This window comes from Candidatus Palauibacter sp. (genome assembly GCF_965213655.1).
Classification (GTDB): domain Bacteria; phylum Gemmatimonadota; class Gemmatimonadetes; order Palauibacterales; family Palauibacteraceae; genus Palauibacter.
This window is the reverse complement of sequence record NZ_CBDBZT010000003.1, coordinates 2,825,136-2,847,651: the sequence shown is the minus strand read 5'-3', so window position 1 is coordinate 2,847,651 and position 22,516 is coordinate 2,825,136. Positions and strand designations below refer to the sequence as shown.

The window sequence follows — 22,516 nt, the reverse complement described above, 5'->3', positions numbered from 1 at the left end:
GCGGAACTGGCCCGCCTCATCTTACTGAGGGAACTGGCCGTGAACGGCAACCCGCAGCTGTCGGGCCTGCTCCCGGCAGGCTTCAAGGACCTCTGGAGACTCACGACGCTCAACGCCGGCGGGACCGCGCTGTGCGCCCCCGCGGACCCGGATTTTCTCGCGTGGCTCGGCAGGCTGCAGAACCCGCGCGTGCGTCGCTGCGGGAACGATACTCTGTCCGTTTATCTCACCCAGGCGGTGCAGTCCTTCGAGTTCCCGGTTCCCCTGGTGGCGAATGTGCCGGCCCTGCTTCGCGTGTTCCTCATCGCTCCGGATGGGGAAGCCATCGGTTTTCCGCCCGTGCGTGCGCGGTTCTACCTGGAGGGGGCCGAAGTCCACACCGTCGACATCCCGCGCTCCCCGGGCACGATTCCGTCCCGGCTGGATGAAGGTCGACTTGAAGCATCGGCGAACGTCGCGATCCCGGCCGAAGTCGTTCAGCCCGGTCTGGAACTCGTCGTCGAAATCGACCCGGAAGATACACTTGGCCCGGAGCCCGGCATCACGAAGCGGATCCCGGCAGCGGGCCGGCACGCCATCGACGTGAGAGCGGTGCCCGCGCTGCACCTGACGTACCTGCCCGTCGTCCGCTCCGGACGGAGGTCCGCAGAGTTCCTGAACCGCGTCCGGGACCTGACGGAAGCCGACACCCTGTTCCGGCGCGTACGACAGTGGTTGCCCGTCGCCGGCTTCGACGTTGCTCTGCACGACATCGTGTACACCTCGGCGCGAACCGGCGTCGAGTTGATCTCGGAGATCGAGGCCATTCGCGTATTGGAGGGCGGAACGGGCTACTACATGGGCGGGCTGCCCCAGTATCTCGTGGAAGATCTGGGCTCTGCGGGTGCGGCGCGGATCGCCGGTTGGGCCAGCTTCTCTCGTGTCCGCTCCATTACGATCGCGCATGAACTCGGCCACAACATGAGCCTCGAGCATGCTCCCTGCGGTAGCGCGAGCAGGCCGGACCCCGGTTTCCCGACCAGGGATGGAACGATCGGCGCGTGGGGCTACAACCCAACTGACAACTCACTCGTTTCTCCGGAGACGTCCGACCTGATGTCCTATTGCGGCCCAAAGTGGATCAGCGAATACAGCTTCACCAAGGCGTTCGACCACCGCCTCCGCGGGGAGGGACTGGGATCCGCAACGGCGACGACGGCCGGCTACGCGCCGAGCATCCTGCTATGGGGTGGCATCGACGGGGAGGGTGTGCCGTTCCTGGAGCCGGCCTTCGTCGTCGACGCTCCCCCGACTCTTCTCGGACCTGCGGGCCCCTACACGCTCACGGGCAGAACTGCCGAGGGAGAGGAGTTGTTCCTGCTCCGGTTCGATATGCAGGAGATCGCGGACGGTGACGGGGAGTCGGGATTCGCCTTCGCCCTGCCCGCATCGCCGACGTGGGCGGACAGGCTGGCGACGGTGGTGCTGGTCGGGCCCGGAGGAACGGCGACGCTGAGGCATGCGAGTGGTCCCCCGGCGGCTCTCCTTCGAGATCCGCGGACGGGCCGGGTGCGCGGGATCCTGCGTGACCTCACGAGTCCCGGTAGTGGCCTCGCAACGCTCGCCGGAGCCGCAGCGGATCCGATCTCCATCGCGTCCTTTCTCCCCGACGTGGCCAACCTCGAGGTTTTGATCTCCCGAGGTCTCCCGGCGGCGGAACAGTGGAGGCGGTAGGCCACCCTTAGCGAGCTCCACCACCCGCTACGGTGTCGATACTGCCGTGGCCCGTGGTGATCGCGTTTCCTAAGTTGAACGGTTGCGGGGCCCTGTGATCCGTCGGTGGTGAAGGGCGGGAGTGTGAAGACATTCGGTGCGAGTGCGGTTCTATGGTTGTGGTTCGCCCTCATGGGGCAGCCCGCGGGGGACCGTGCGCCCGGTCCGGCACCCACGGCACCCCTCCCGGAGTACGACGTGGCTGCTCTCGCCGACACGGCGGATCTGACCGCTGTGGTGCAGCGCTACTGCGCCCGCTGCCACAATGACCGGCTGCTGCGCGGGAACCTCATCCTGGAGGAGTTCGACGTCGATGCGGCGCACGAAAGGGCGCCGACCGCGGAGAAGATGATACGGAAGCTGCGGGCCGGGATGATGCCGCCGCCCGGCCAGCGCCGGCCGTCGCCGGACACGCTGCTGGCCCTCGTCGAGACGCTTGAGATGGTGGTCGACCGCGACGCCGCGTTGGATCGGAACCCCGGCTCGCGGCGCTTCCAGCGGCTGAACCGGGCCGAGTACGAGCGCGTGATCCGGGATCTCCTGGATCTCGAGATCGACGCCAGCCGCTGGCTCCCGGCGGACACCTACCTCGGCGCCTTCGACAACATGTCCGACGCGCAGGGCCTCTCCACTACCCTCCTCGAGGCGTACCTGAGGGCCGCCACGGAGGTGAGCCGGATCGCCGTCGGCAACCCGGCCGCCCTGTCGAAAACCGCCAAGTACACGAACCCGATCGACGTCTCGCAGCACGCATGGGATCACATCGAAGGCACCCCGTACGGGACGCGCGGCGGCATGGTCGTGACCCACGACTTCCCGGTGGACGGAGAGTACGTGGTCTCGGTCGAGACCCTCTTCGGGCAGGGGACCGGCTTCCAGGACGTCGACATCTCGATCGACGGGGAAGGGGTCGCACTCCTCGGCCTCGAGCACGGCGGCCGCTCGACGGTGCCGATCCGTACCGAACCCATCTTCGTGCGCGCCGGCCAGCGACAGGTCGCGGCGGCCTTCGTGCGCACGATCGAGGGGCCCTATGAGGACCGCCTGAAGACGCCCGGCTGGTCCTTCGTCGGTGGCGAGGACTCCCAGGCGTGGGCGAACTACGGGATCACGGCCCTGCCGCACTTGAGTGACCTGATGATCACGGGCCCGCGGCGCAGCACGGGCGTCTCCGAGACAGCGAGCCGGCAGAAGGTCTTCCACTGCCATCCGGGGCGGAGCGAGGCGTCCGGGACGGGGGCGTCCGGGGCGTCGGCGCCCGAAGCGCGGGCCTGCGCGGAGTCGATCGTGACCCGGCTCGCGCGCGAGGCGTACCGGCGGCCGGTGACGGAGGACGATCTCGCGGGGCCGATGGCCTTCTACGATGGCGCCGCGGCGGAGGACGGATTCGAGATCGGAGTCCGGACCGCGCTGCAGGCGATCCTCGCGAACCCGTCCTTCATCTTCCGTCTCGAGCAGGCGCCGCCCGCAGTCGCGCCCGGCGAAAGCTACCCGATCGCGGATGTGGACCTCGCCTCGCGCCTCTCGTTTTTCCTTTGGGCCGCGAGCCCTGATGACGAACTGCTGACGCTGGCCGCGGAGGGAGGGCTCTCGGATCCGGCGGTCCTCGAGGCGCAGGTGCACCGGATGCTGGCGGACCCGCGCGCGGAGGCGCTCTCGACGCGCTTCGCCTCGCAGTGGCTCAGACTCCAGGACGCGGAGGACAACCAGCCGGAGCCCTACCTCTATCCGGACTTCACCGGCCAGCTCCGCGAGGATCTGGTCCGGGAGACGCAGCTCTTCTTCGATCATCTCGTGCGCGAGGACCGGAGCCTGCTCGAACTGTTCACGGCGGACTACACCTTCCTGAACGAGCGCCTTGCCGGCCACTACGGGATTCCGGGGGTGTCGGGACCGGAGTTCCGGCGGGTGAGCTACCCGGACGACAGCCGGCGCGGGGTGCTGGGCCACGGGAGCGTGCTGCTGCTCACGTCGATGTCCGCGCGCACGTCGCCGGTCCTGCGCGGGAAGTGGGTGATGGAGGTGCTGATGGGCACGCCGCCTCCGCCCCCGCCGCCCAACATCCCGGCCTTCGACGACACGGAATCCGCGCGGGGCGGGCGGCTGCTCACGACGCGCGAACGGCTGGAGATGCACGCGGCCAACCCGACGTGCCGTTCGTGCCACCGGTTCATGGACCCGATCGGGCTCGCGCTCGACAATTACGATGTGACGGGTCGCGTACGGGTCCGCGAGAACGGCGTCGCGCTCGACACGCGGGGGACCTTCTACGACGGGACCGACGTGAGCACGCCCGCGGAACTCGTCGACCTGCTCATGAAGCGGCCGATCCCGCTCGTCCGGAACTTCACGGCGCACCTGCTCGCATACGCGATCGGACGCCGCGCGGAGTACTTCGACCAGCCCGGTGTCCGGGCCATCGCGCGCGAGGCGGAAGCCAACGATTACCGAATGTCCTCGTTCATCCTCGGCGTCGTGAACAGCGACCCCTTCCGGATGGCACGTCCGGCGCCAGCCGTTGGATGAGGATGAGAGCGCAGACGGACCCGGGCAAAGAGACCGAACCAGAAGTGGAGTGGGCTCATGAACTTCATCACCGGCACACACCTCTCGCGCCGCACCTTCCTGCGTGGGGCCGGCGCCAGCGTGGCGCTGCCCCTGCTCGACGCGATGGTCCCCGCCGGGCGGCTGTGGGCCGACCCGATGAAGGCGGCGGAATTCACGCGGCTCGTGTGCATCGAGGAGTCGATGGGAGCGGCGGGTTCGAGCGACTGGGGCGACGCCCGTCACCTGTTCGCGCCGGCGACGACCGGGCGCGATTTCGAGCTGGTGGCCGACAGTCAGCTCAAGCCGCTGGAGGCATTCCGCGAGTACATGACGATCGTGAGCAACACGGACTGCCGCTCGGCGGAGGCCTTCCGGGCGGAGGAGATCGGCGGCGACCACGACCGGTCGACGGCGGTGTTCCTCACCCAGGCGCACCCGAAGCAGACGCAGGGGTCCGACATCTTCCTCGGCACCTCGCTCGACCAGCTGCACGCGCAGCGCTTCGGGCGGGAGACGGTGCTCCCGTCGCTCGAACTCTGCATCGAGGGGATCGATCGCGGCGGGGGCTGCGCGTACAACTACCACTGCGCGTACACGACGTCACTCGCGTGGGCCTCGCCCAACCAGCCGCTGCCGGCCATCCGGGAGCCGCGCGTCGTGTTCGAGCGCCTGTTCGGCGCCGGGGACACGGCCGAAGACCGGGCGGCGCGACGCCGCACGGACCGCAGCATGATCGACTGGATTGCCACCGAGGTCGTTCGGCTCAGGAGGACGCTGGGCGCGGCGGACCGCGTCGCGCTGGACCAGTACGTGGAGCACATCCGGGAGATCGAGCGGCGGATCCAGCTCGTCGAGGCGCGCAACATGAGCGGCGAGGAACGAGAGATGCCGGAGGCGCCCTCCGGGGTCCCCGACTCCTTCGAGGAGCACATGCAGCTCATGTTCGACCTGCAGCTGCTCGCGCTCCAGACCGACCTCACGCGCGTCATCACCTTCAAGACCGGCTTCGATCAGTCCAACCGGACCTTCCCGGGGAGCGGGACGACGAAGTCCGTCCACGGGGCCTCGCACCACGGGAACGTCCCCGAGGACATCATGGACTTCAACAAGATCAATACGTACCGGCTGGGCCAGGTCGCGCACTTCCTGGAGAAGCTGCGCGACACGGTGGAGGGCGACGCCTCGCTGCTCGACAAGACGGCGATCGTGTGGGGCTCGCCGATGGCGGACGGAAACCTCCACAACCACCGGCGCGCGCCGCTGCTGATCATGGGCGGGGCGAACGGGGCGCTCGATGGCGGGGTCCACCTGCGGGCCCCCGACGGGACGCCGATGGCGAACGCGTTCGTGAGCCTGATGCGGAAGATCGGACACCCCGAGATGGCCACCTTCGGCGACAGCGACGGGCTGTTCCCGCTCGACTTCACGGGCGAGGCGGCCTCGGGCGGGAGCGGCGCGAGATGAGGCGGCGCGTGAGGTGCGCCCTGGGGGTTCTTGCGCTCGCGCTCCCGGTTGCGGTCCTCCTCCCGGCGGGTTTGGCCGCGCAGGAGGGGGCGTCCTCCTCCCACGCCCGGCTGCTCGAGGCGGCGCGCGGCGGGGACGTGGAAGTCGTGCGCGCGCTCGTGGGGGAGGGCGCGGAGGTGAATGCGGCGCGGGGCGATGGGATGACTGCCCTGCACTTTGCCGCCGAACGCGGGCATCCCGGTGTGGCCGGGGTGCTGATCGATGCGGGCGCGGCGGTCGACGCCGGGACGCGGATCGGCCGCTATACGCCGCTCCACGTGGCCGCTCGGGGTGGGCACGGTCCCGTCGTCGCGCTCCTGCTCGGAGCCGGGGCCGACCCGGACGCCGCGACGACGAACAGCGGCGTGACCGCGCTGCACCTCGCCGCTGCCGCCGTGGACGGCCGGTCGGCCGTGGCCGCGCTGCTCGACCACGGCGCGGATCCGAACGCCCGGGAGGGGTCGGCGGGGCAGACACCGCTGATGTTCGCCGCCGCCGCGAACCGGCCGGCTGCCGTGGCCGCGCTGCTCGAGGCCGGCGCCGACCCCGGCATCACGACCACCGTGGTCGACGTCCTGCCCAGTCTGGCGCTGGACCGGGAGGCCAACCGCCGCATGCGGGACATGATCGGCGCGCCGGCCGAAACGCTCGGACCGTACGGACCCGAGGTGGATCCCGACGCCGAATGGCCGGGCGAGCCGACCCCGGCCCACGTACAGGCGTCGATCCGCGCCCAGCGCGAGTTCCTCCGCTCCGGCTTCGATGTCGGCCCTGTCGACGCGCACTCGCTCGGCCGCGTGGGGCCCGACTACCCGGGCGGCCCCGATCTCATCCGGCCCCCGTACCGCGAGGTGCTCGTCGGCCGGACCGGCGGGATGACCCCGCTGCTGCACGCGGCCCGCGAGGGCAACATCGAAGCGGCCACGGCCCTCCTCGACGGCGGCGCGTACATCGATCAGGTGAGCGCGGACGCCACGAGCCCGCTGCTCATGGCGGCGCTCAACGGCCAGTTCGACCTTGCGCTCGCCCTCATCGAACGAGGGGCCGAGCCCGACCTCGCCGCCTCGACGGACGGGGCGACGCCGCTCTTTGCGGTCCTCCAGACCCAATGGGCCCCGAAGTCGAATTATCCGCAGCCGCGCGCCCAGGACCTGCAGGACGCCGGGCACATGGAGGTGCTCCGCGCGCTGCTCGAGGCCGGGGCCGATCCCAACCCGCGCCTCAACACGCACCTGTGGTACTGGGAGTACGGTCTCACGAAGATGGGGATCGATCTTACCGGGGCGACGCCCTTCTGGAGGGCGGCCTTCGCCCAGGACCTCGAGGCGATGAAGCTCCTCGTCGCGCACGGCGCGGATCCCCACATCCCCACGCGCTGGCCCGAAGTCGGGATGCGTGAACGCCGGCAGCAGGACGGTCGGCAACAGGAGGACTCCGCGCTGCCCTGGATCCCGGAGGGCGCTCCGAACGCCTGGCCCATCCACGCCGCGGCGGGCGGAGGTTACCTGGGCCTGGGCGCGTTCAGCGTCCGCAACCGGCCCAACCAGTTCATCCCCGCGATGAAGTACCTCATCGAGGAACTGGGCGCGGACGTGAACCACCGGGACTCGTGGCTCTATACGCCCATGCACTACGCCGCCTCGCGGGGCGACAACGAACTCATCGAATACCTCGTGTCGCAGGGCGGGGACATCGCCGCGATCACCCGCCTGGGGCAGTCCACCGCCGACATGGCGCGTGGCGGCCGGGCCGGCTTCTTCACTCGGGTTCCCTACCCGGAGACGGTCGAACTGCTGACGAGTCTCGGGGCGACACTCGAGTGTCTGCACACACATTTCCTGGATACCGGCGACTCCTGCCCCGGCGCCGGCATCAACGACCCGTGGGCGCCAGCCGCGACGGACGCCGGAGAGGGGAACGGCAACGGCACTGGTAATGCCGCTGCCGGGCGTTACGAGCGGCCCGGACGGCGTAACTAGACAGCGGCGGAGGCAAGACGTGGCTGAGGGATCGATGCGTCCTGAAGGATTGTGCCGCAGGTGCGGGGACGTCGCGCGCTTTCCAAGGTCCAGTCCGTTCCTCTGCTGGGAGTGTGCGGAGGATTCCCGTGCCCGGCTTAGCGGGCCCATAGGGGGCGAGGTTCGAGAGACGGGTGAACCCGAACGAACGGGCGGACGATCCAGGACGTTCGGTGGGCGAGTGAGGGCGGTGGGCGAGCGGCTGATGCAGAGGGTCGGCGGAACGCGAGGCGGGCAGAAATGACTTCCAGAGGAGAGAAGAGGACGTGCCTGCCAAGGCACTTGCTCGCCATCGGGGCCGTGGCGGCCGTCGTCGCAGTCTCTTGGGCGTGCGGCGGCGAGGGCCGCTCCGCGCACCCAGCGACCGGCGCTGTCGTGAAGGGGGGAGACGACCGCACCGGGCCGTACAATCCCGTGCCGGGCTGGTGGAAGCCCGCGCCCGACCACGACGACGAGTGGGGCTGGGGACAGGTGGCCGGCGTGGCGGTGGACCACACGGACCGCATCATCGTCGTCACGCGCGGCGACTGGCCCGCCGACCGCTCGGCCCCCCGCGAGGGCCGGCTGCGGCGCACGAACTACGTCGTCGTCGCAAACGGGAACGGCGAGATCGTCGAACAGTGGGCGCAGTGGGACTCGATCTTCACCCTCCCGCACCAGGTCTATATCAGCCCCTACGACCCCGACCGGCACGTGTGGGTGATCGACAGCGGCGGTGGGGAAGGGCACATGCAGGTCGTCAAGTTCACGAACGACGGCAGCGAGATCGTCATGCGCCGGGGCGAACGCGATCACCCGAAGACCCGCGAAGCCGCCCGCGCGCGATCCGACTGGGGCCCCTACACTTACGGCTGGCCATCGAAACTGGCGTTCTTGCCGGACGGGAGCTTCCTTCTCGCTGACGGGTACTGGAACTCGCGCATCATCAAGTATTCCGAGGACGGGGAGTTCATCATGCAGTGGGGAGGGCTCGGCACCGGCCCGGGGGAGTTCGATCTCCTGCACGGCCTGGCCGTGGATGAGGGCCGGGTCTACGTGGCCGACCGCCAGAACGAGCGCCTCCAGCTGTTCACGCATGACGGCGAGTTCATAGAGGAGTGGCCGAACATCTTCGACCCGGTGAACATCTGGCTGGACGAGCACGGCGCGGTGTGGGTCCTGGACGCGACGCTGAATCGTGTATTGAAGTACGATCGGGGTGGCGTCCTCCAGGATTACTGGGGTGCCTACGGCGCGGCGGGCGCCATCGGGCGGGGGACATGGCCGGGCGGCCTCTCCCTGCCTCACCAGTTGGATATGGACGAGGACGGCAACCTGTATATTGCGTCCTACAGCGGCGGTTGGATCAACAAGTTCACTCCGAAGCCGGATGCGGACCCGAGCCGGCTGCTGGGTCCTCGACTGCTGCTGACACACTGAAGTCCAGAAAGGTGTAGCAACGATGAGCCGCCACCGCATGCAGGTGTCCGCGCGCCGCGCCTTCCCCTTCCTCGCCGTCCTCGCAGTCGCATGCGGCGAAGGCTTTCCGGGCCCGACCGAGCCGGACCCTGTCGAGCCCGAGCCTCCGCCTCCTGTCGCGGCGCAGATCGTCCCCTGCGAGGGAGGTCAGGCCAATGGCTTCCCGTGCGATCGCATCGATCTCGTGGGGCGGGTGACTCTGCGTGGTCTGACCCCGGGGCGAACCCCCGACGGGACCAGCGAACGCTGGGGCGTGAACGACATCTGGGGTTGGACGGACCCACAGACCGGAGCGGAATACGCGCTCGTGGGGCGTCACGACGGACTCGCGATCGTCGATCTCTCGACCCCCACCGAACCGCGCCCCATCGCCTTCATGGGCTCCCCGACCTCGCACAGCGATTGGCGCGACATGAAGGTGTACGCGGATCACGTATACGTCGTGTCGGAGAGCACCGGGCACGGGGTGCAGGTGCTCGACCTCACGCGCCTTCGCGGGTTGACGGAGTTCACGGAGCTGGACGCGGACGCGCGGTACCAGGAGGTGAGCGCGGTCCACAACATCGCGATCAACGAAGAGACCGGCTTCGCTTACGCGGTCGGGAGCAACTCCGGCGGTGAGAGCTGCGGGGGCGGTCTGCACATGATCGACCTCTCGAATCCGAAGAACCCGACATTCGCCGGTTGCTACGCTGTGGAGGGGACCGGATTCCGGGGCACCGGCTACACGCACGACACCCAGTGCGTCGTGTATCGGGGACCCGATGCGGAGCACGCGGGCCGAGAGATCTGCGTCGGTTCAAACGAGACGGCGATCGCCGTGTCAGACATGACCGACAAGACGAAGCCGACCACGCTGTCCACGGCAAGCTACGCCGATTACGGATACGTCCATCAGGGGTGGTTCAGTGAGGACCACCGGTACTTTTACCAGAACGATGAAGTGGACGAGCTCAACAACCGGGTGCCGCGGACGCGCATGCTGGTGTGGAACCTCACCGATCTCGACGACCCCGTCCTGGCTGCGGAACACCTGGGCCCCACCGAGGCGATCGACCACAACCTCTATGTCCACGAGGGGTTGATCTACCACTCCAACTACACGTTCGGGGTGCGGATCCTCGACATCTCGGACCCGGCGAATCCCGTGGAGCAGGGCTACTTCGACACCGTGCCGGATCGTGACGACAAGTCGTTCGACGGCTCCTGGTCGACCTACCCCTGGTTCGAGAGCGGCATCTTCGTCGCGACGAGCTGGGACGAGGGCCTCTTCGTCCTGCGCTTCCAGCAGTAGCGCGAGCCCGCCTCACGCGGCTCGGGGTAGTGCGCTGAGCCCGGCATCTCTATCTTCTAAGAAGTTATATCACAGAGGATTATGGATTCTCCGCCAACCCCGAAGAAGCGCCGGGTGGGCGTGGTTGTTTCACTGCTGGACGCGCAGGCCGCCGCATGATGACCTTCCTTCGAACCTCCACGCGCCTCGGGCCCGCAGTGTCCGCCCTCGTGATGACCATGACCCTCGGCGCGTGTGGAGGTGACGCCCCGACTACGGTGGACCCGAATCCCGTGGGGCCCGGTCCCGTCCAGCCTCCGCCTCCTCCGCCTTCGCCGCCGCCTCCGCCGCCGCCTCCGCCGCCTCCTCCTCTGGCTACCGAGGCGACACCCTGCGTCGGTGGGTTTGCGGGCACCTTCCCGTGCGCGGGAGTGGACCTCGTGGCACGCGTGCCGGTGGCCGCCCTGAGGCCGGGACGGACTCTCGATCGTCGATCTCTCCGATCCGGTCGAACCGCGGCCGATCGCGTTTCTCGCGTCATCTCACGGGTCGAGTCTCTGGCGGGACATGAAGGTGTATGCAAATCACGTGTACGTCGTTGCCGACGCGATTGCGGACCACGGCATGCAGATCCTCGACCTCACCCGACTCCGCGGGCTGACGGAGTTCACGGAGATCGAGGCGGACGGGCGGTACACGCGAGTGAGTGCGGTCCACAACCTCGCGATCAACGAGGAGACCGGCTTCGCGTACGCCACAGGCAGCAACTCCGGTGGCGACACCTGTGCGGGCGGCCTGCACATGATCGAGCTCTCGGACCCGAAGAACCCGAGTTTCGCGGGTTGCCACGCCGTAGACGGTACCGGACGCCGGGGCACGGGCTACACCCACGATGTTCAGTGCGTCGTGTACCGGGGTCCCGATTCGGAACACGCCAGCAAGGAGATCTGCATCGGCTCGAACGAAACCGCGATCGTCGTCTCGGATGTGACCGACAAGGCGAATCCGATCACCCTGTCGACCGCCAGCTATGCGGACTTCGGCTACGTGCATCAGGGCTGGCTCAGCTCGGACCAGGGCTACTTCTATCAAAACGATGAGGGGGACGAGCCTGCAGGGCTGACACCGCGCACGCGCATGCTCGTGTGGGACTTCACCGACCTCGATGACCCGATCCTGGCGAAACAACACCTGGGCCCCGGCACCGAGACCGACCACAACCTGTATGTCCTCGGCGACCTGATCTACCACTCCAACTACGACTTCGGGGTCCGGGTCATCGACATCACGGATCGCACTAACCCCGTGGAACGCGGATTCCTGGATACCGTGCCCGAGCCTCAGGGCTTCGGCTCCTGGTCGACCTACCCCTGGTTCGAGAGCGGCATCTTCGTCGCCACCAGTTTCAGCGAAGGCCTGTTCGTCCTGCGCCTGCAGCAATAGCGGCCGACACCCGCGGCCCGGCTCCCGGCCCTCTCCTTCAGGACCCTCCCCGCGGTGTTCGGGGTACTGCCACTAACGAGTCATCAACAATTCCGAGGGAGCGAGAACAGCACAGCGCCGGACGACCCGAGGGGTGGTTCGGCAGGCGATTCCTCCCTCGTAGAAGGAATAGATGAGGTGGATGAATGCTTGCCGATCCCGGAACCGCGCGCGTCAGGCGTACGACGGCCGCTTTCGTTTCGACTCTGATCCTCACCGCGTGCGGCGAGAGCCTTGCGGGCCCCGTCGAACGGGACACGGTTCCTCCAACCCTGTCCACCGCACCCGTCCTGGTGCGCACGACCGCCTGTCAGGGCGGGTCGGCGGGCGGGTTCCCGTGCAACGGTGTGGACCTCGTCGCGAGGATGACCGCCAGCGCCCTGCGGCCGGGGAGGGCGGCGACCCACGTGAACGATGTCTGGGGATGGACCGACCCGCAGACGGGCGTCGAGTACGCCCTGGTCGGCCGCGACGACGGGCTCTCGATCGTCGACCTCTCCACGCCTCACGCGCCGCGGCCGATTGCATTCCTCCCATCCCATACCGGTTCGAGCATATGGCGCGACATGAAGGTGTACGCGGACCATGTCTACGTCGTCGCCGATAACATCGCCGGCCACGGGATGCAGATTCTCGACCTGACGCGGCTGCGCGGGCTGGCGGCCTTCACCGAACTCTCTGCTGACGCCCGGTATACCCGCGTAAGCGCGGTCCACAACCTCGCGATCAACGAAGAGACCGGTTTCGCCTACGCCCTCGGAAGCAGCCGTGGCGGCGACACGTGCGGGGGCGGGCTGCACATGATCAATCTCTCGAACCCGACGAGCCCGAGCTTCGCGGGGTGCCACGCCGTCCCGGGGACCGGGCGCCAAGGGAGGGGATACACGCACGATGTCCAGTGCGTCGTGTATCGCGGGCCGGACGGGGCGTACGCCGGCCGCGAGATCTGCGTGGGCACCAACGAGACCGCGATCGTGGTGTCGGACGTGTCTGACAAGGCGAACCCGAGGGTGCTCTCCACCGGCGGCTACGCAGACTACGGCTACGTCCATCAAGGGTGGCTCAGCGAGGACCATCGGTACTTCTACCAGAACGATGAACTGGACGAGCTGAACGGCCGGGTCTCGCGGACGCGCCTGCTCGTGTGGGATCTGGCCGATCTCGATGATCCCGTCCTCGTAACGGAGCATCTGGGCCCCACCGGAGCGATCGACCACAACCTCTACGTACGCGGCAACTTCATCTATCACTCCAACTACGCATTCGGAGTTCGGATCCTCGACATCTCGAACCCGGCGACGCCCGTGGAGCGGGGCTTCTTCGATACCGTGGCCGGCCATGACAACAACACTTGGGACGGCTCGTGGTCGATCTTTCCCTGGTTCGAGAGCGGCATCCTCGTCGCCACGAGCTGGGACGAGGGTCTCTTCGTTCTGCGTCTACAGCCATAGGCCCCCCAGGCCGTTGATGTGCCGACACTGGCCCCGGCGAACGATTTGCCCATAGAGTCGATCAGCAGCCTCAGGCAGACACGTCTCGTGAACTGAACGCGGGACACGCGGTCAATTCCAGCGATTCAAGGAGTCCCCGATGAGTTGGATCCTCCCATCCCGCTTCCCGACGCTCGCAGCACTGGCCGCGCTTGGCGGTCTCACGCTCGTTCTCCCCTCCTCGGCTTCCGCCCAGGACCGCCCCCTCGTCACCCCGAACGACTATGGCCGCTGGGAGCGACTCGGCAACGTGGAGTTCTCGCCCTTCGGTGACTGGATCGCGTATGGGGTCACCCGGGTGGACGAGGAGTCGGAACTCCGCGTACGCAAGGTCGAAGAGGACTCCGCCCGGGTCTTCCCGTGGGGATCGGTGCCGCGGTTCTCCCCTGACGGCCGCTGGCTGAGCTGGACCATCGGCCTGCCGCCGGAAGAACGGGAGCAGCTCGAGGAGAGCGACGAACCGGTCCGTGAGAAGGCCTCTGTCATGGACCTGCAAACCGGGGAGACGCGCGAGTTCGACGCGGTCTCCGAACAGAGCTTCGACGCCTCCGGCAGGTTTCTGGCGCTTCGTGGCTACCCGCCGGACGAACCCCGGGGCAAGGGCGCCGACGTTCGCATAATCACGCTCGCCACGGGAACGGAGACCAGCTTCGGCAACGTGAGCGAGATGGCCTGGAGTCCGGCCGGATCCCTGCTCGCGCTCGCCATCGCGACCGGCACCGATGTGGGCAACGGCGTACAGGTGTACGACGCCGCCGGTGGCACCCTGCGTTCCGCCGACGCTTCCGGTTCCGCCTACCGGAGCCTGAGCTGGCGTGATGATGCCGCGGATCTGGCCGCTCTCCGCTCGCGCGATGCCGCTTCTGCCGATGGCACCGCCTACGACGTGGTGGCCTGGCGCGATCTGGACCGCCGCGTCGAGACGATGGTCCTCGGTGCGAGCACGGACGGCATCCCGGACACGCTCGAGGCGGTCCAGCACCGCGCCCCCGCCTGGTCAGACGATGGCCGCACGATCTCTCTGGGGCTGCGGCCGATCGAAGTGGAAGAGGACGAAGATCTCGGCGATGGCGCGGAAGACGAGCCGGGGGCGGCTCCGTCCGACGACTCGGAGAGTGAGGATCCGGAGAGTGAGGTCGCCCCGGCCGCCGACTCCGAACCCGACCTCCCCGACCTGCAGATCTGGCACACCGGGGACGTGCGCCTTTTCCCGGAGCAGCAGGTCTCGGAGGGCCGCGACGGCAGACGATCCCTCCTGGCCGTCTGGCATCTGGACGAGGACCGAGTGGTCGTCCTCGGATCCGATCTCATGGGGAACGCCCAACTTCTGCACGGCTGGGAGTACGCCCTGGAAGACATCGACGATCCCTACCCGTGGGGCGCGATGTTCGGCCGTCCGTACCACGATGTGTGGGCCATCGCCACGGACACCGGGGAGCGCCGCAGGCTCCTCACCCGTGTGCGTTACGAATGGCCGAGCGCGGGCGGCAACTGGCTGCTCTCCTGGGACGGCTCCGCCTACCACGGCCTCCACGTCGCCACGGGCGCGATGCATGATCTGACGTCGGAGTTGGCCGCCGAATTCGCCGACACGGACTACGACACACCCACCGACGTGACCCCCCCGCACGGGTTCGGTCCCGGCGGGTGGCTGGAGGGAGACAACGCGGTTCTGCTCTACGACGAGCACGATGTCTGGCGCGTCTCACCCGATGGCTCGGGCGGCGAGCGGCTGACGCGCGGGGCAGAGACCGGCATCACCCACCGAATGACCCGCGTCGCTGATGAGGGGGCCGGCGCCGGCGCCGAGGATGAGCCCGGTTTCGACCCCGACTCGCATCCCTACCTGTCCCTCTACAACGAGAAGACGGAGCAGCGCGGCTACGCGCGCTTCACGAGCGGCTGGGCCGGCGCGCGCGACGGGGACTCGGCCGAGACCCTGGTCCTGGAGGACGCCTACGTCGGTGCCCTTGAACGCGCCGACAGCGCCGACGTGCTCTTGTACCGCGCCGAACGCTTCGACGACCCGCCGGACTACTTCGTGGCCGGGTCCGACCTCGCCGACCCCGCCCGGGTGACCGGGATCAACCCCTTCATCGACGAGGTGGCGTGGGGCCGCGCGGAATTGGTCGACTTCGTGAGCGAATCGGGCCGCGACCTTCAGTTCGTCCTCCTCCTCCCCGCGGACTACGAGGAGGGCCGCGCGGTCCCCACGATCGTGTACACCTACGAGATCCTCTCCCCGCAGATGCACCTCTTCGAGGTCCCCAGCGAGCGGGACTACTACAACTACACGGCCTGGACCCAGCACGGGTATGCGGTTCTACTGCCCGACATCGTGTACCGGGCGCGGGATCCGGGAGTGAGCGCGCTGGAGTCCGTGCGCGCGGCCGTGGCGAAGGCCGTCGAGATGGGGGTGACGGACCCGGACGCGGTGGGCCTGATCGGGCACTCGTGGGGCGGCTACCAGGCGACCTTCCTGCCCACGCGGACCGACACCTTCGCGGCTTCCGTGGCGGGCGCGCCGCTCACCGACTTCGTGAGCTTCATGGGCCAGCTGCACTGGAACCCGGGGATCGCCGAGCTGAGCCACTGGGAGACCGGGCAGGCGCGCATGGAGGTGCCGTTCTGGGAGGACCCGGAGGCGCACCGCCGGAATTCGCCGATCCACGAGGTGCATAACATGGAAACGCCGCTGCTGATGGCCTTCGGCGACGAGGACGGCGTGGTGGACTGGGACCAGGGGACCGAGTTCTTCAACTTCGCCCGCCGCGCCGGGAAGCAGATGGTGCTGCTGGTCTACGAAGGGGAGGACCACGGTTTCCGCGAGGAGGCGAACCAGAAAGACTACCACCGCCGCATCCTCGAGTGGTTCGGGCACTACCTGAAGGGCGAGCCGGCGCCGGCGTGGATTACGGAAGGCGTGGCGCTGGACGTGCTGGAGGAGGAGAAGAAGCGAGTGGCGGGCATACGGTAATACAGGTATCATGGTACCATGAAGGCGACGATCGATATTCCGGATGACCTGTACCGGCAGGTCAAGTCGGAGGCCGCCCTGCGGGGCCTGACCATTCGCGAAGTCACCACGGGACTCTATCGGCGCTGGCTGAGCGAGGACGAAGGCGCGGAGACCCGTGAGGCCCCCAAAGCATGGCTGCGCTCCTGGCTGGATGCGGCCGACGATGCGCTCAAGCGTGCGCCCGGGGGCCGTTCGGCGAGGGAAGAGCTGGCCGCCGACCGGGACCGGTTGGGAGCCGAGTGACGACGCTGGTCATTGACGCCAGCGTGTGGGTCTCGGCGGCAGACGCAACCGATGGATTGTCCGAGTCGAGCCGGGCCTTCCTCTCCCTGGTAGTGGAACGAGAGCTTCCGATTTCTCTCCCGGAGCCGGCGAAGTTGGAGATTGCCTGCGCGCTTGCCCGGAGGCTGCGCGATGCCGAGCGCGGCCGGAGCCTGGCTGACCAGATGCTGGGTTCCCCGCTGGTCACCGTGTACTCATTGAACCGGGCGATGCTCCAACAGGCCCTCGAGGTCGGCACCCGGAGCTTTCTGCGCTCCGGGGACGCTCTCTACGCCGCTCTCGCCGATTGGCTGGGGGCCGAGGTCGTGTCGTGGGATGGCGAGTTGATCGATCGGGCCGGGGCTTTCACTCCCACGGATTGGATCGCCCGGAACGCGTAGGAGGGAAAACGATGTCGGAGGCCAGCCACGAGGGAATAGCGCCCGCCGGGGGGCGCGAATGCCCGAACTGCGGGCGCGAGCGGCCGGAGAGTTTCTGTCCCGGGTGCGGGCAGAGCGACAGGGAGTACGCCCGTTCGCTGGGCTCCGTGGTTGTCGAGTTTCTACGCGAGATGTTTGAGTTGGACTCCAGGCTCTTACGAACGCTGAAGCTTCTCTTCTTCAGACCCGGAAGCCTCACGAGGGAGTTCTCGCGAAATCGCCGGGTGAGCTTCGTGTCGCCGGTCAGGCTCTACATCTTCGCCAGCTTCGTGTTCTTCCTCCTGCTGTCGCTCGTGGGGGAGTTCGGGGAGGGGGTCGTGCCGGGCGTGACCGAGGAGGACCGGGAAACGGTAGTCCAGCCCCCGACGGAGGAGCGCATCGCGGCCTTCAGGGTGGCACTGCCGCCGGAGCAACAGAGGAAGGCCGACGACATTCTCGGTCGCCCGGAGGACGGTATCGGGAGGCAGCTCCTCTTCTTCGCAGCCTCGGCAGGGGACTTCGAGGAGCTAAGCTGGGTTGCGCGAGTCGGAGTGTCGGGGCTGATCGGACATCGCTCACGATCCCACGGTCGTCCCCAGGCGTCTGATCGCGAACATGCCGATCGCGATGTTCTGCCTGCTTCCGTTCCTTGGTGTGATCCTCGCCGTCTTCCATTTTCGAAAGAAGCGCTTCTACGTGGAGCACCTGGTCTTTGCCATCCATGTCCAGACTTTCACGTTTCTCATCTACGCGGTCGCGCTCCTGCTCCCCGACTCGGGGCCCGCGAGTTGGTTCCGCGTGGGTTGCCTGCTGATTCCGTACCCCTATTTCGTGATCGCGCTCCGACGCTACTACGAGAACGGCTGGGTACTGACGGTAGCGAAGTCGGTCGGCGTGTACGTGCTCTACTCGCTGCTGCTGATTCCCGCGTTTGTAATCTCGGTGTTCGTGACCGGCTAGCACGACACCAGTTCGAGCGCCACCAGCGCCAGCACCTGCGTGCTCGCCACGAGATCGTCGACCGCGCAGGACTCGTCCGGCTGGTGAGCCTCCTCGAGGGGGCCGGGGCCGTAGGCCACGCAGTGCTCGATGCCGGCTATGCGGGCGAAGTGCTTTTGGTCGTAGGTGCCGGGGCTCGCCACGAGTTCCGGGGGGCGGCCGATGACCCTCTCCACGGAACGGGACAGCGCGGCCACGAGCGGCGAGCCGGGCGGCGCCGATGTCGGGTGCACGACCATGCGTTCCTCGATCGTGAAACGGCGTTCCGGGTCGGCGTCCTGCACCGACGCGACCAGACGCGCGATTTCGGCGCGGACCTCGTCGAAGGGCTCCTCCGGGATGAAGCGGCGGTCGAACGTCGCCACACAGCGGTCGGCTACGCAGGGCGACTGGGTCGCTTCGCCGGGCTGGCCGCCGGTGATCGCGTTGACGTTCAGCGAAGGGCGTCGGGAGGGTTCCGGCACGACCGGCAGGGCGGAGCGACGGGTCGCGAGTTCGGGGGCGAGCCGGGTTCGGAAGGTTTCCAGGAGGGCGCCCATGTCATCTATGGCGCTGCGGCCGAGGTGGCGCATGCTGCCGTGGGCCGTGTGGCCGTGCGCGATGACGTCGAACCAGTAGACGCCCCGGTGCCCCAGGCACACGCGGCCGGGACCGAACGGCTCGGGGATGATGGCGTACCGGGTGTCGTCGCTGGAGATGATCCCGGCCTCGCACAGGTGCGCTACCCCCGCGAAGCCGCCGCTCTCCTCGTCGACGGTGGCGCTGATGTCCACGGCTCCCTCGAAGTCGACTCCGGCCCGCCGCAACGCCTCGAGCGCGAAGACCGCGGCGGCGATCCCGGACTTCATGTCCGACGCCCCCCTCCCGTAGATGCGCCCTTCGCGCACCACGCCCGCGAACGGGTCGACCGTCCACCCGTCACCCGGGGGCACCACGTCGAAGTGGCCGTTCAAGTGGAGCCGCGGGCGTCCCGCACCGGCCGCCCCCCGCCCCACCACGTTCACCCGCGGGTATGCGGCGGTGTGCTCGGGGCGCCCTTCGGCCGCTACGTACTCGACCGCGAGTCCCGCCGTCCCCAGCCGCCGCCCGATCAATTCGGCGCAGTCGCGGTAGCATTCCCCGGGAGGATTGACCGTCGGGATCCGGATCATCTCCGCCGTGAAGGCCACGATCTCGTCGCGTGCGGCCTCCACTTCGGCGAGGATGCGGTCCTCCCGGCGCGTGCCGGTCGGCGGGTAAGTGCGGTGCATGCGGATCTCCGGACTGGGGCATTAGGCGGGCCGAGTTGCCCGGCGGGTGCGGTCCCTACATTGTGTCGCGCCCTACACCACACGAAACCCTGCCCGAGAATCACGATGACCGAGATGTTCAGTCTGGAAGGACGCACGGCCGCGGTCGTCGGAAGCGGCTCCGGCATCGGCGAAGCCGTCGCGATCGGGTGTGCGGAGGCGGGAGCGTACGTGTCCTGCCTCGATATCGATGCGGACGCCGCGGCCCGCACCGCGACAACGATCCGCGCGGCGGGGGGCGAAGCCGACTCCGGCCGCCTCGACATCCTGGACGGCGCGGCGGTCACCGGCGCGTTCAAGGACATCACAGCGGTGCGCGGGTCGCTCGACGTCGTGGCCTGCACCCCGGGAGTGAACGTGCGCAAGCCTCTCCTCGACTACACCGACGAGGAGATCGACCGCGTTCTGGGCCTCAACCTCAAGGGCGGCGCGCACGTCATCCAGTCCGCGGGACGGATCATGAGCGCGCAGGGATCGGGGTCCATCATCCTCTTCAGTTCGATCCGGTCGGTCGTGGTCGAGCCGGGGCAGAGCATGTACGCTGCCACCAAGGCCGGGATCGTGCAGATGGTGCGTGCCGCCGCGGCCGAACTCGGGCCCCGCGGGGTGCGCGTCAACGCGGTCGCGCCGGGCGTCATCGACACGCCGCTCACGGCGCCGATCAAGGACGACCCGGACTGGTACGGCGCCTACGCCGCGCGCAATATCCTCAACCGCTGGGGCAGCGCCGCCGAGATGGCCGGCCCGACGGTCTTTCTCGCCTCCGACGCCGCCAGCTACGTGACCGGGACGGTTCTGTTCGCCGACGGCGGCTGGACCGCCATCGACGGGAGATACACGCCGCCGTCGGGCTGACCGTGATCATGGCGATCGACTTCACGTACGCCCTCCCATACCTGCTCCTGTGGGTGGCGTTCGGAGTCGCGCTGCTGACAGGTCGCCGTTTCCTTGCGTTGGCCTTCACGGCCCTCTCCCTCGCGGCCGCAATGGGCGCCGGCATCGTCGAGTGGGCGGGGCTCGCCGTGCTCGTGCTCTTCGCCGTGCTCTGTCTGGCAGCCGTGCGGTCCGAGTCCCCGAGTGTTATCCGAACCCTGGCGTGGGGCATCGTAGTGATCCTCACTGCGGCTTTGGCCATCAACCAGGTACCGGGGATCCACAACGTTCTCGTCCTGGACGGCGTGTTGGTGTCGGCCTCCTCGGCCGACTTCACGCTGTACTGGAACTACGACAAGGGGTTCGCGGGCATCCTGCTGTACGCGGTGTGCGTCCAGCCGCAGGGCAACCCGTCCTGGCGGCGCGCGATCCTCGCCACCGCGACGTTAGCCATTCTCACGACGGTCGTGGCGGTGGGGACGGCGACGGCGGCGGGGTACACGGCCTGGGATCCGAAATGGCCGGCGATACTCGGTGTGTGGGTACCGGCCAACCTGCTTCTGACGTGCGTCTCCGAGGAGACGATTTTCCGCGGAATTCTGCAGCGGAATGCGGAGAGCTTCCTGCGCGGGAGGGTGCCGGCGCCGGGGCTCGCGGCGCTCCTCGTGTGCGCCGTCGCGTTCGGCGTCGCGCACATCGCGGGCGGGACGACGTACGTCCTGCTGTCCACGCTCGCCGGCATCGGCTACGGCGCCGCCTACTACGTCACGGGACGCGTGGAAGCCGGCATTCTGGTGCACTTCCTGGTCAACCTGTCGCACCTGATCCTGTTCACCTATCCGTTCGCCGCATAGCTCGCCGGGTGGTCAGTAGCGTCCGAGGCGCTCCCGGAACGAAGTGACAGCCGGCCAGTCCCGCCGCTCCCCAAGCCCCCGACAGCAGATAGTACCGGGATCCAGTCCCGATTCGGGCTCGTCCAGTCGCGATCCTGACGACCGGAGAAACACCCCTCGCCGATCCGTGTATAACACCTCTATCTGACTCTGTTGACAAGAGGTAGCGATCATGGATACCTATCGGAAAGTCACCTTTACCTTCTTCTCTCTACCCGCCTTCATCGTGCTGCTCGCAGTCGCCAGCACGTCCTGCGACACTCTGCCCGTCACACCCGAAATGTCCTCGACCGCCGCCGTCCCGGGGGCCGACGCCGACGCAGGTCCGTATCCGGCGATGACGGTCGGAGGCGGTGCTGCCAACCGTTTCCAGATCGATGTCGTGACGGTGAACCAGGGCGCGCGCGACTTGACGGAAACGATCCTCGCCCAGGCGGACCGCTGGGCCAGAATTGTGCATCGCACCGATTTGGAGGACATCGAGTGGGAACCGGGCACAATCAGTTGTGGGAGCGCTCAGCACGACTATCAGGATACTGTGCTGGACGACGTGCTCGTCATGGTCTCCGTACAAGACTACTTCACCGGACCCACCAAAGGTGCCGGGGTGTGGATCTGCGGATTTCGCGAATCCTCGAAGTTGCCCACGATCGGGGCCATTTTTCTTGACATAGAAGGGTTGCCCGATTCGCAGCGGGACGGATTGATCCTCCATGGCCTGGGGCACATTCTGGGGTTCGGCTTCTCCTGGGAGGACCTGGGTCTGCTGCGGAACTCATCCTGGGACAACGAAGGTGCCGACACGCACTTCACAGGTTCCAGGGCGACTGCGGCCTTCATTGCCGCGGGGGGTGCCAACTACCCGGATGGCAGGGTCCCGGTCGAGAACTACTGGTCGAATGGCACTGTGGACTACCATTGGCGGAAAGCGGTGTTCGGTACCGAGTTGATGAGTCCGCGGGTGGCCCGGAACTCCCCGCACCCGATCAGCGCGATCACGGTTCAATCTTTGGCGGACATCGGCTACACGGTCGACGTGTGGCAAGCCGACGCCTACATCCTGCCGGCCGCCAGCGCCGCGGCAGGTGCGACGGAGGATGGGCCCGCCATCCATATCAACGAAGAGGTGGTGATCAGCCCGGCCGTCTTCTACGACCGGCAGGGACGCGTGGTACGGGTGGTGCGGGACTGACGCCTTGAGCCCCGACTGCGGCGCCAACCGGGCGGCCGAAGGGTCGCC

The 22,516-nt window shown here is 68.0% G+C and carries 15 protein-coding genes and 2 pseudogenes; 16 read left to right on the top strand and 1 reads right to left on the bottom strand.

The features are described 5' to 3' along the window. The first annotated feature begins 39 nt into the window (after positions 1-39). From ACOOGH_RS14740 to ACOOGH_RS14680, 13 genes and pseudogenes are all read left to right on the top strand, one after another. Positions 40-1,713 carry a hypothetical protein gene (locus ACOOGH_RS14740; RefSeq protein ID WP_420449634.1) on the top strand — a complete coding sequence of 558 codons (1,674 nt, stop codon included), beginning with the start codon at positions 40-42 and terminating at the stop codon, positions 1,711-1,713. A 237-nt stretch (positions 1,714-1,950) separates the two neighbouring features. Continuing rightward, complete coding sequence (locus ACOOGH_RS14735; RefSeq protein ID WP_420449633.1) at positions 1,951-4,278, top strand: DUF1592 domain-containing protein; 2,328 nt, start codon at positions 1,951-1,953, stop codon at positions 4,276-4,278. Positions 4,279-4,335: 57 nt separating this feature from the next. Further along, on the top strand, positions 4,336-5,763 hold the full coding sequence (locus ACOOGH_RS14730; protein WP_420449632.1) for a DUF1552 domain-containing protein: 1,428 nt from the start codon (positions 4,336-4,338) through the stop codon (positions 5,761-5,763). An 8-nt stretch (positions 5,764-5,771) separates the two neighbouring features. Then, positions 5,772-7,781 (top strand): ankyrin repeat domain-containing protein, encoded by a 2,010-nt coding sequence (locus ACOOGH_RS14725; RefSeq protein ID WP_420449631.1) that lies wholly within the window; start codon positions 5,772-5,774, stop codon positions 7,779-7,781. 279 nt (positions 7,782-8,060) lie between these two features. Then, entirely contained in the window at positions 8,061-9,239 is a 1,179-nt protein-coding gene (locus ACOOGH_RS14720; protein WP_420449630.1) for a 6-bladed beta-propeller, read from the top strand. Positions 9,240-9,261: 22 nt separating this feature from the next. Next, on the top strand, positions 9,262-10,572 hold the full coding sequence (locus tag ACOOGH_RS14715) for a choice-of-anchor B family protein (RefSeq protein ID WP_420449629.1): 1,311 nt from the start codon (positions 9,262-9,264) through the stop codon (positions 10,570-10,572). Between the two features lie 462 nt (positions 10,573-11,034). Continuing rightward, a pseudogene (locus tag ACOOGH_RS14710) lies at positions 11,035-11,994 on the top strand (choice-of-anchor B family protein); the annotation flags it as partial. Positions 11,995-12,179: 185 nt separating this feature from the next. Beyond that, positions 12,180-13,484 (top strand): choice-of-anchor B family protein, encoded by a 1,305-nt coding sequence (locus ACOOGH_RS14705; protein ID WP_420449628.1) that lies wholly within the window; start codon positions 12,180-12,182, stop codon positions 13,482-13,484. Between the two features lie 139 nt (positions 13,485-13,623). Beyond that, positions 13,624-16,500 carry a prolyl oligopeptidase family serine peptidase gene (locus ACOOGH_RS14700; RefSeq protein ID WP_420449627.1) on the top strand — a complete coding sequence of 959 codons (2,877 nt, stop codon included), beginning with the start codon at positions 13,624-13,626 and terminating at the stop codon, positions 16,498-16,500. Between the two features lie 18 nt (positions 16,501-16,518). Continuing rightward, a complete protein-coding gene (locus ACOOGH_RS14695) occupies positions 16,519-16,785 on the top strand; it encodes a hypothetical protein (RefSeq protein ID WP_420449626.1) in 267 nt (88 codons plus the stop codon). Further along, a complete protein-coding gene (locus ACOOGH_RS14690; protein ID WP_420449625.1) occupies positions 16,782-17,204 on the top strand; it encodes a type II toxin-antitoxin system VapC family toxin in 423 nt (140 codons plus the stop codon). Before ACOOGH_RS14695 ends, ACOOGH_RS14690 begins: the two co-directional genes overlap by 4 nt. Before the next feature lie 11 nt (positions 17,205-17,215). Beyond that, positions 17,216-17,509 (top strand): annotated as a pseudogene (locus tag ACOOGH_RS14685) (DUF3667 domain-containing protein); the annotation flags it as partial. Positions 17,510-17,837: 328 nt separating this feature from the next. Beyond that, the gene (locus tag ACOOGH_RS14680) at positions 17,838-18,182 is read left to right on the top strand and encodes a hypothetical protein (protein ID WP_420449624.1); all 345 of its coding nucleotides are present in this window, start codon (positions 17,838-17,840) and stop codon (positions 18,180-18,182) included. On the opposite strand, the gene ACOOGH_RS14675 is transcribed toward ACOOGH_RS14680, so the two are convergent. Beyond that, positions 18,179-19,471 carry an acetylornithine deacetylase/succinyl-diaminopimelate desuccinylase family protein gene (locus ACOOGH_RS14675; RefSeq protein ID WP_420449623.1) on the bottom strand — a complete coding sequence of 431 codons (1,293 nt, stop codon included), beginning with the start codon at positions 19,469-19,471 and terminating at the stop codon, positions 18,179-18,181. The two genes, ACOOGH_RS14680 and ACOOGH_RS14675, sit on opposite strands and share 4 nt — an antisense overlap. A 99-nt stretch (positions 19,472-19,570) precedes the next feature. Between ACOOGH_RS14675 and ACOOGH_RS14670 the strand changes: the two genes are divergently transcribed. From ACOOGH_RS14670 to ACOOGH_RS14660, 3 genes are all read left to right on the top strand, one after another. Continuing rightward, positions 19,571-20,365, top strand: coding sequence for an SDR family NAD(P)-dependent oxidoreductase (locus ACOOGH_RS14670; protein ID WP_420450142.1), 795 nt, complete (start codon positions 19,571-19,573; stop codon positions 20,363-20,365). Positions 20,366-20,373: 8 nt separating this feature from the next. Beyond that, positions 20,374-21,237, top strand: a complete 864-nt coding sequence (locus ACOOGH_RS14665; RefSeq protein WP_420449622.1) for a CPBP family intramembrane glutamic endopeptidase — start codon at positions 20,374-20,376, stop codon at positions 21,235-21,237. A gap of 211 nt (positions 21,238-21,448) precedes the next feature. Further along, on the top strand, positions 21,449-22,468 hold the full coding sequence (locus tag ACOOGH_RS14660; protein WP_420449621.1) for a hypothetical protein: 1,020 nt from the start codon (positions 21,449-21,451) through the stop codon (positions 22,466-22,468). Positions 22,469-22,516 lie beyond the last annotated feature (48 nt).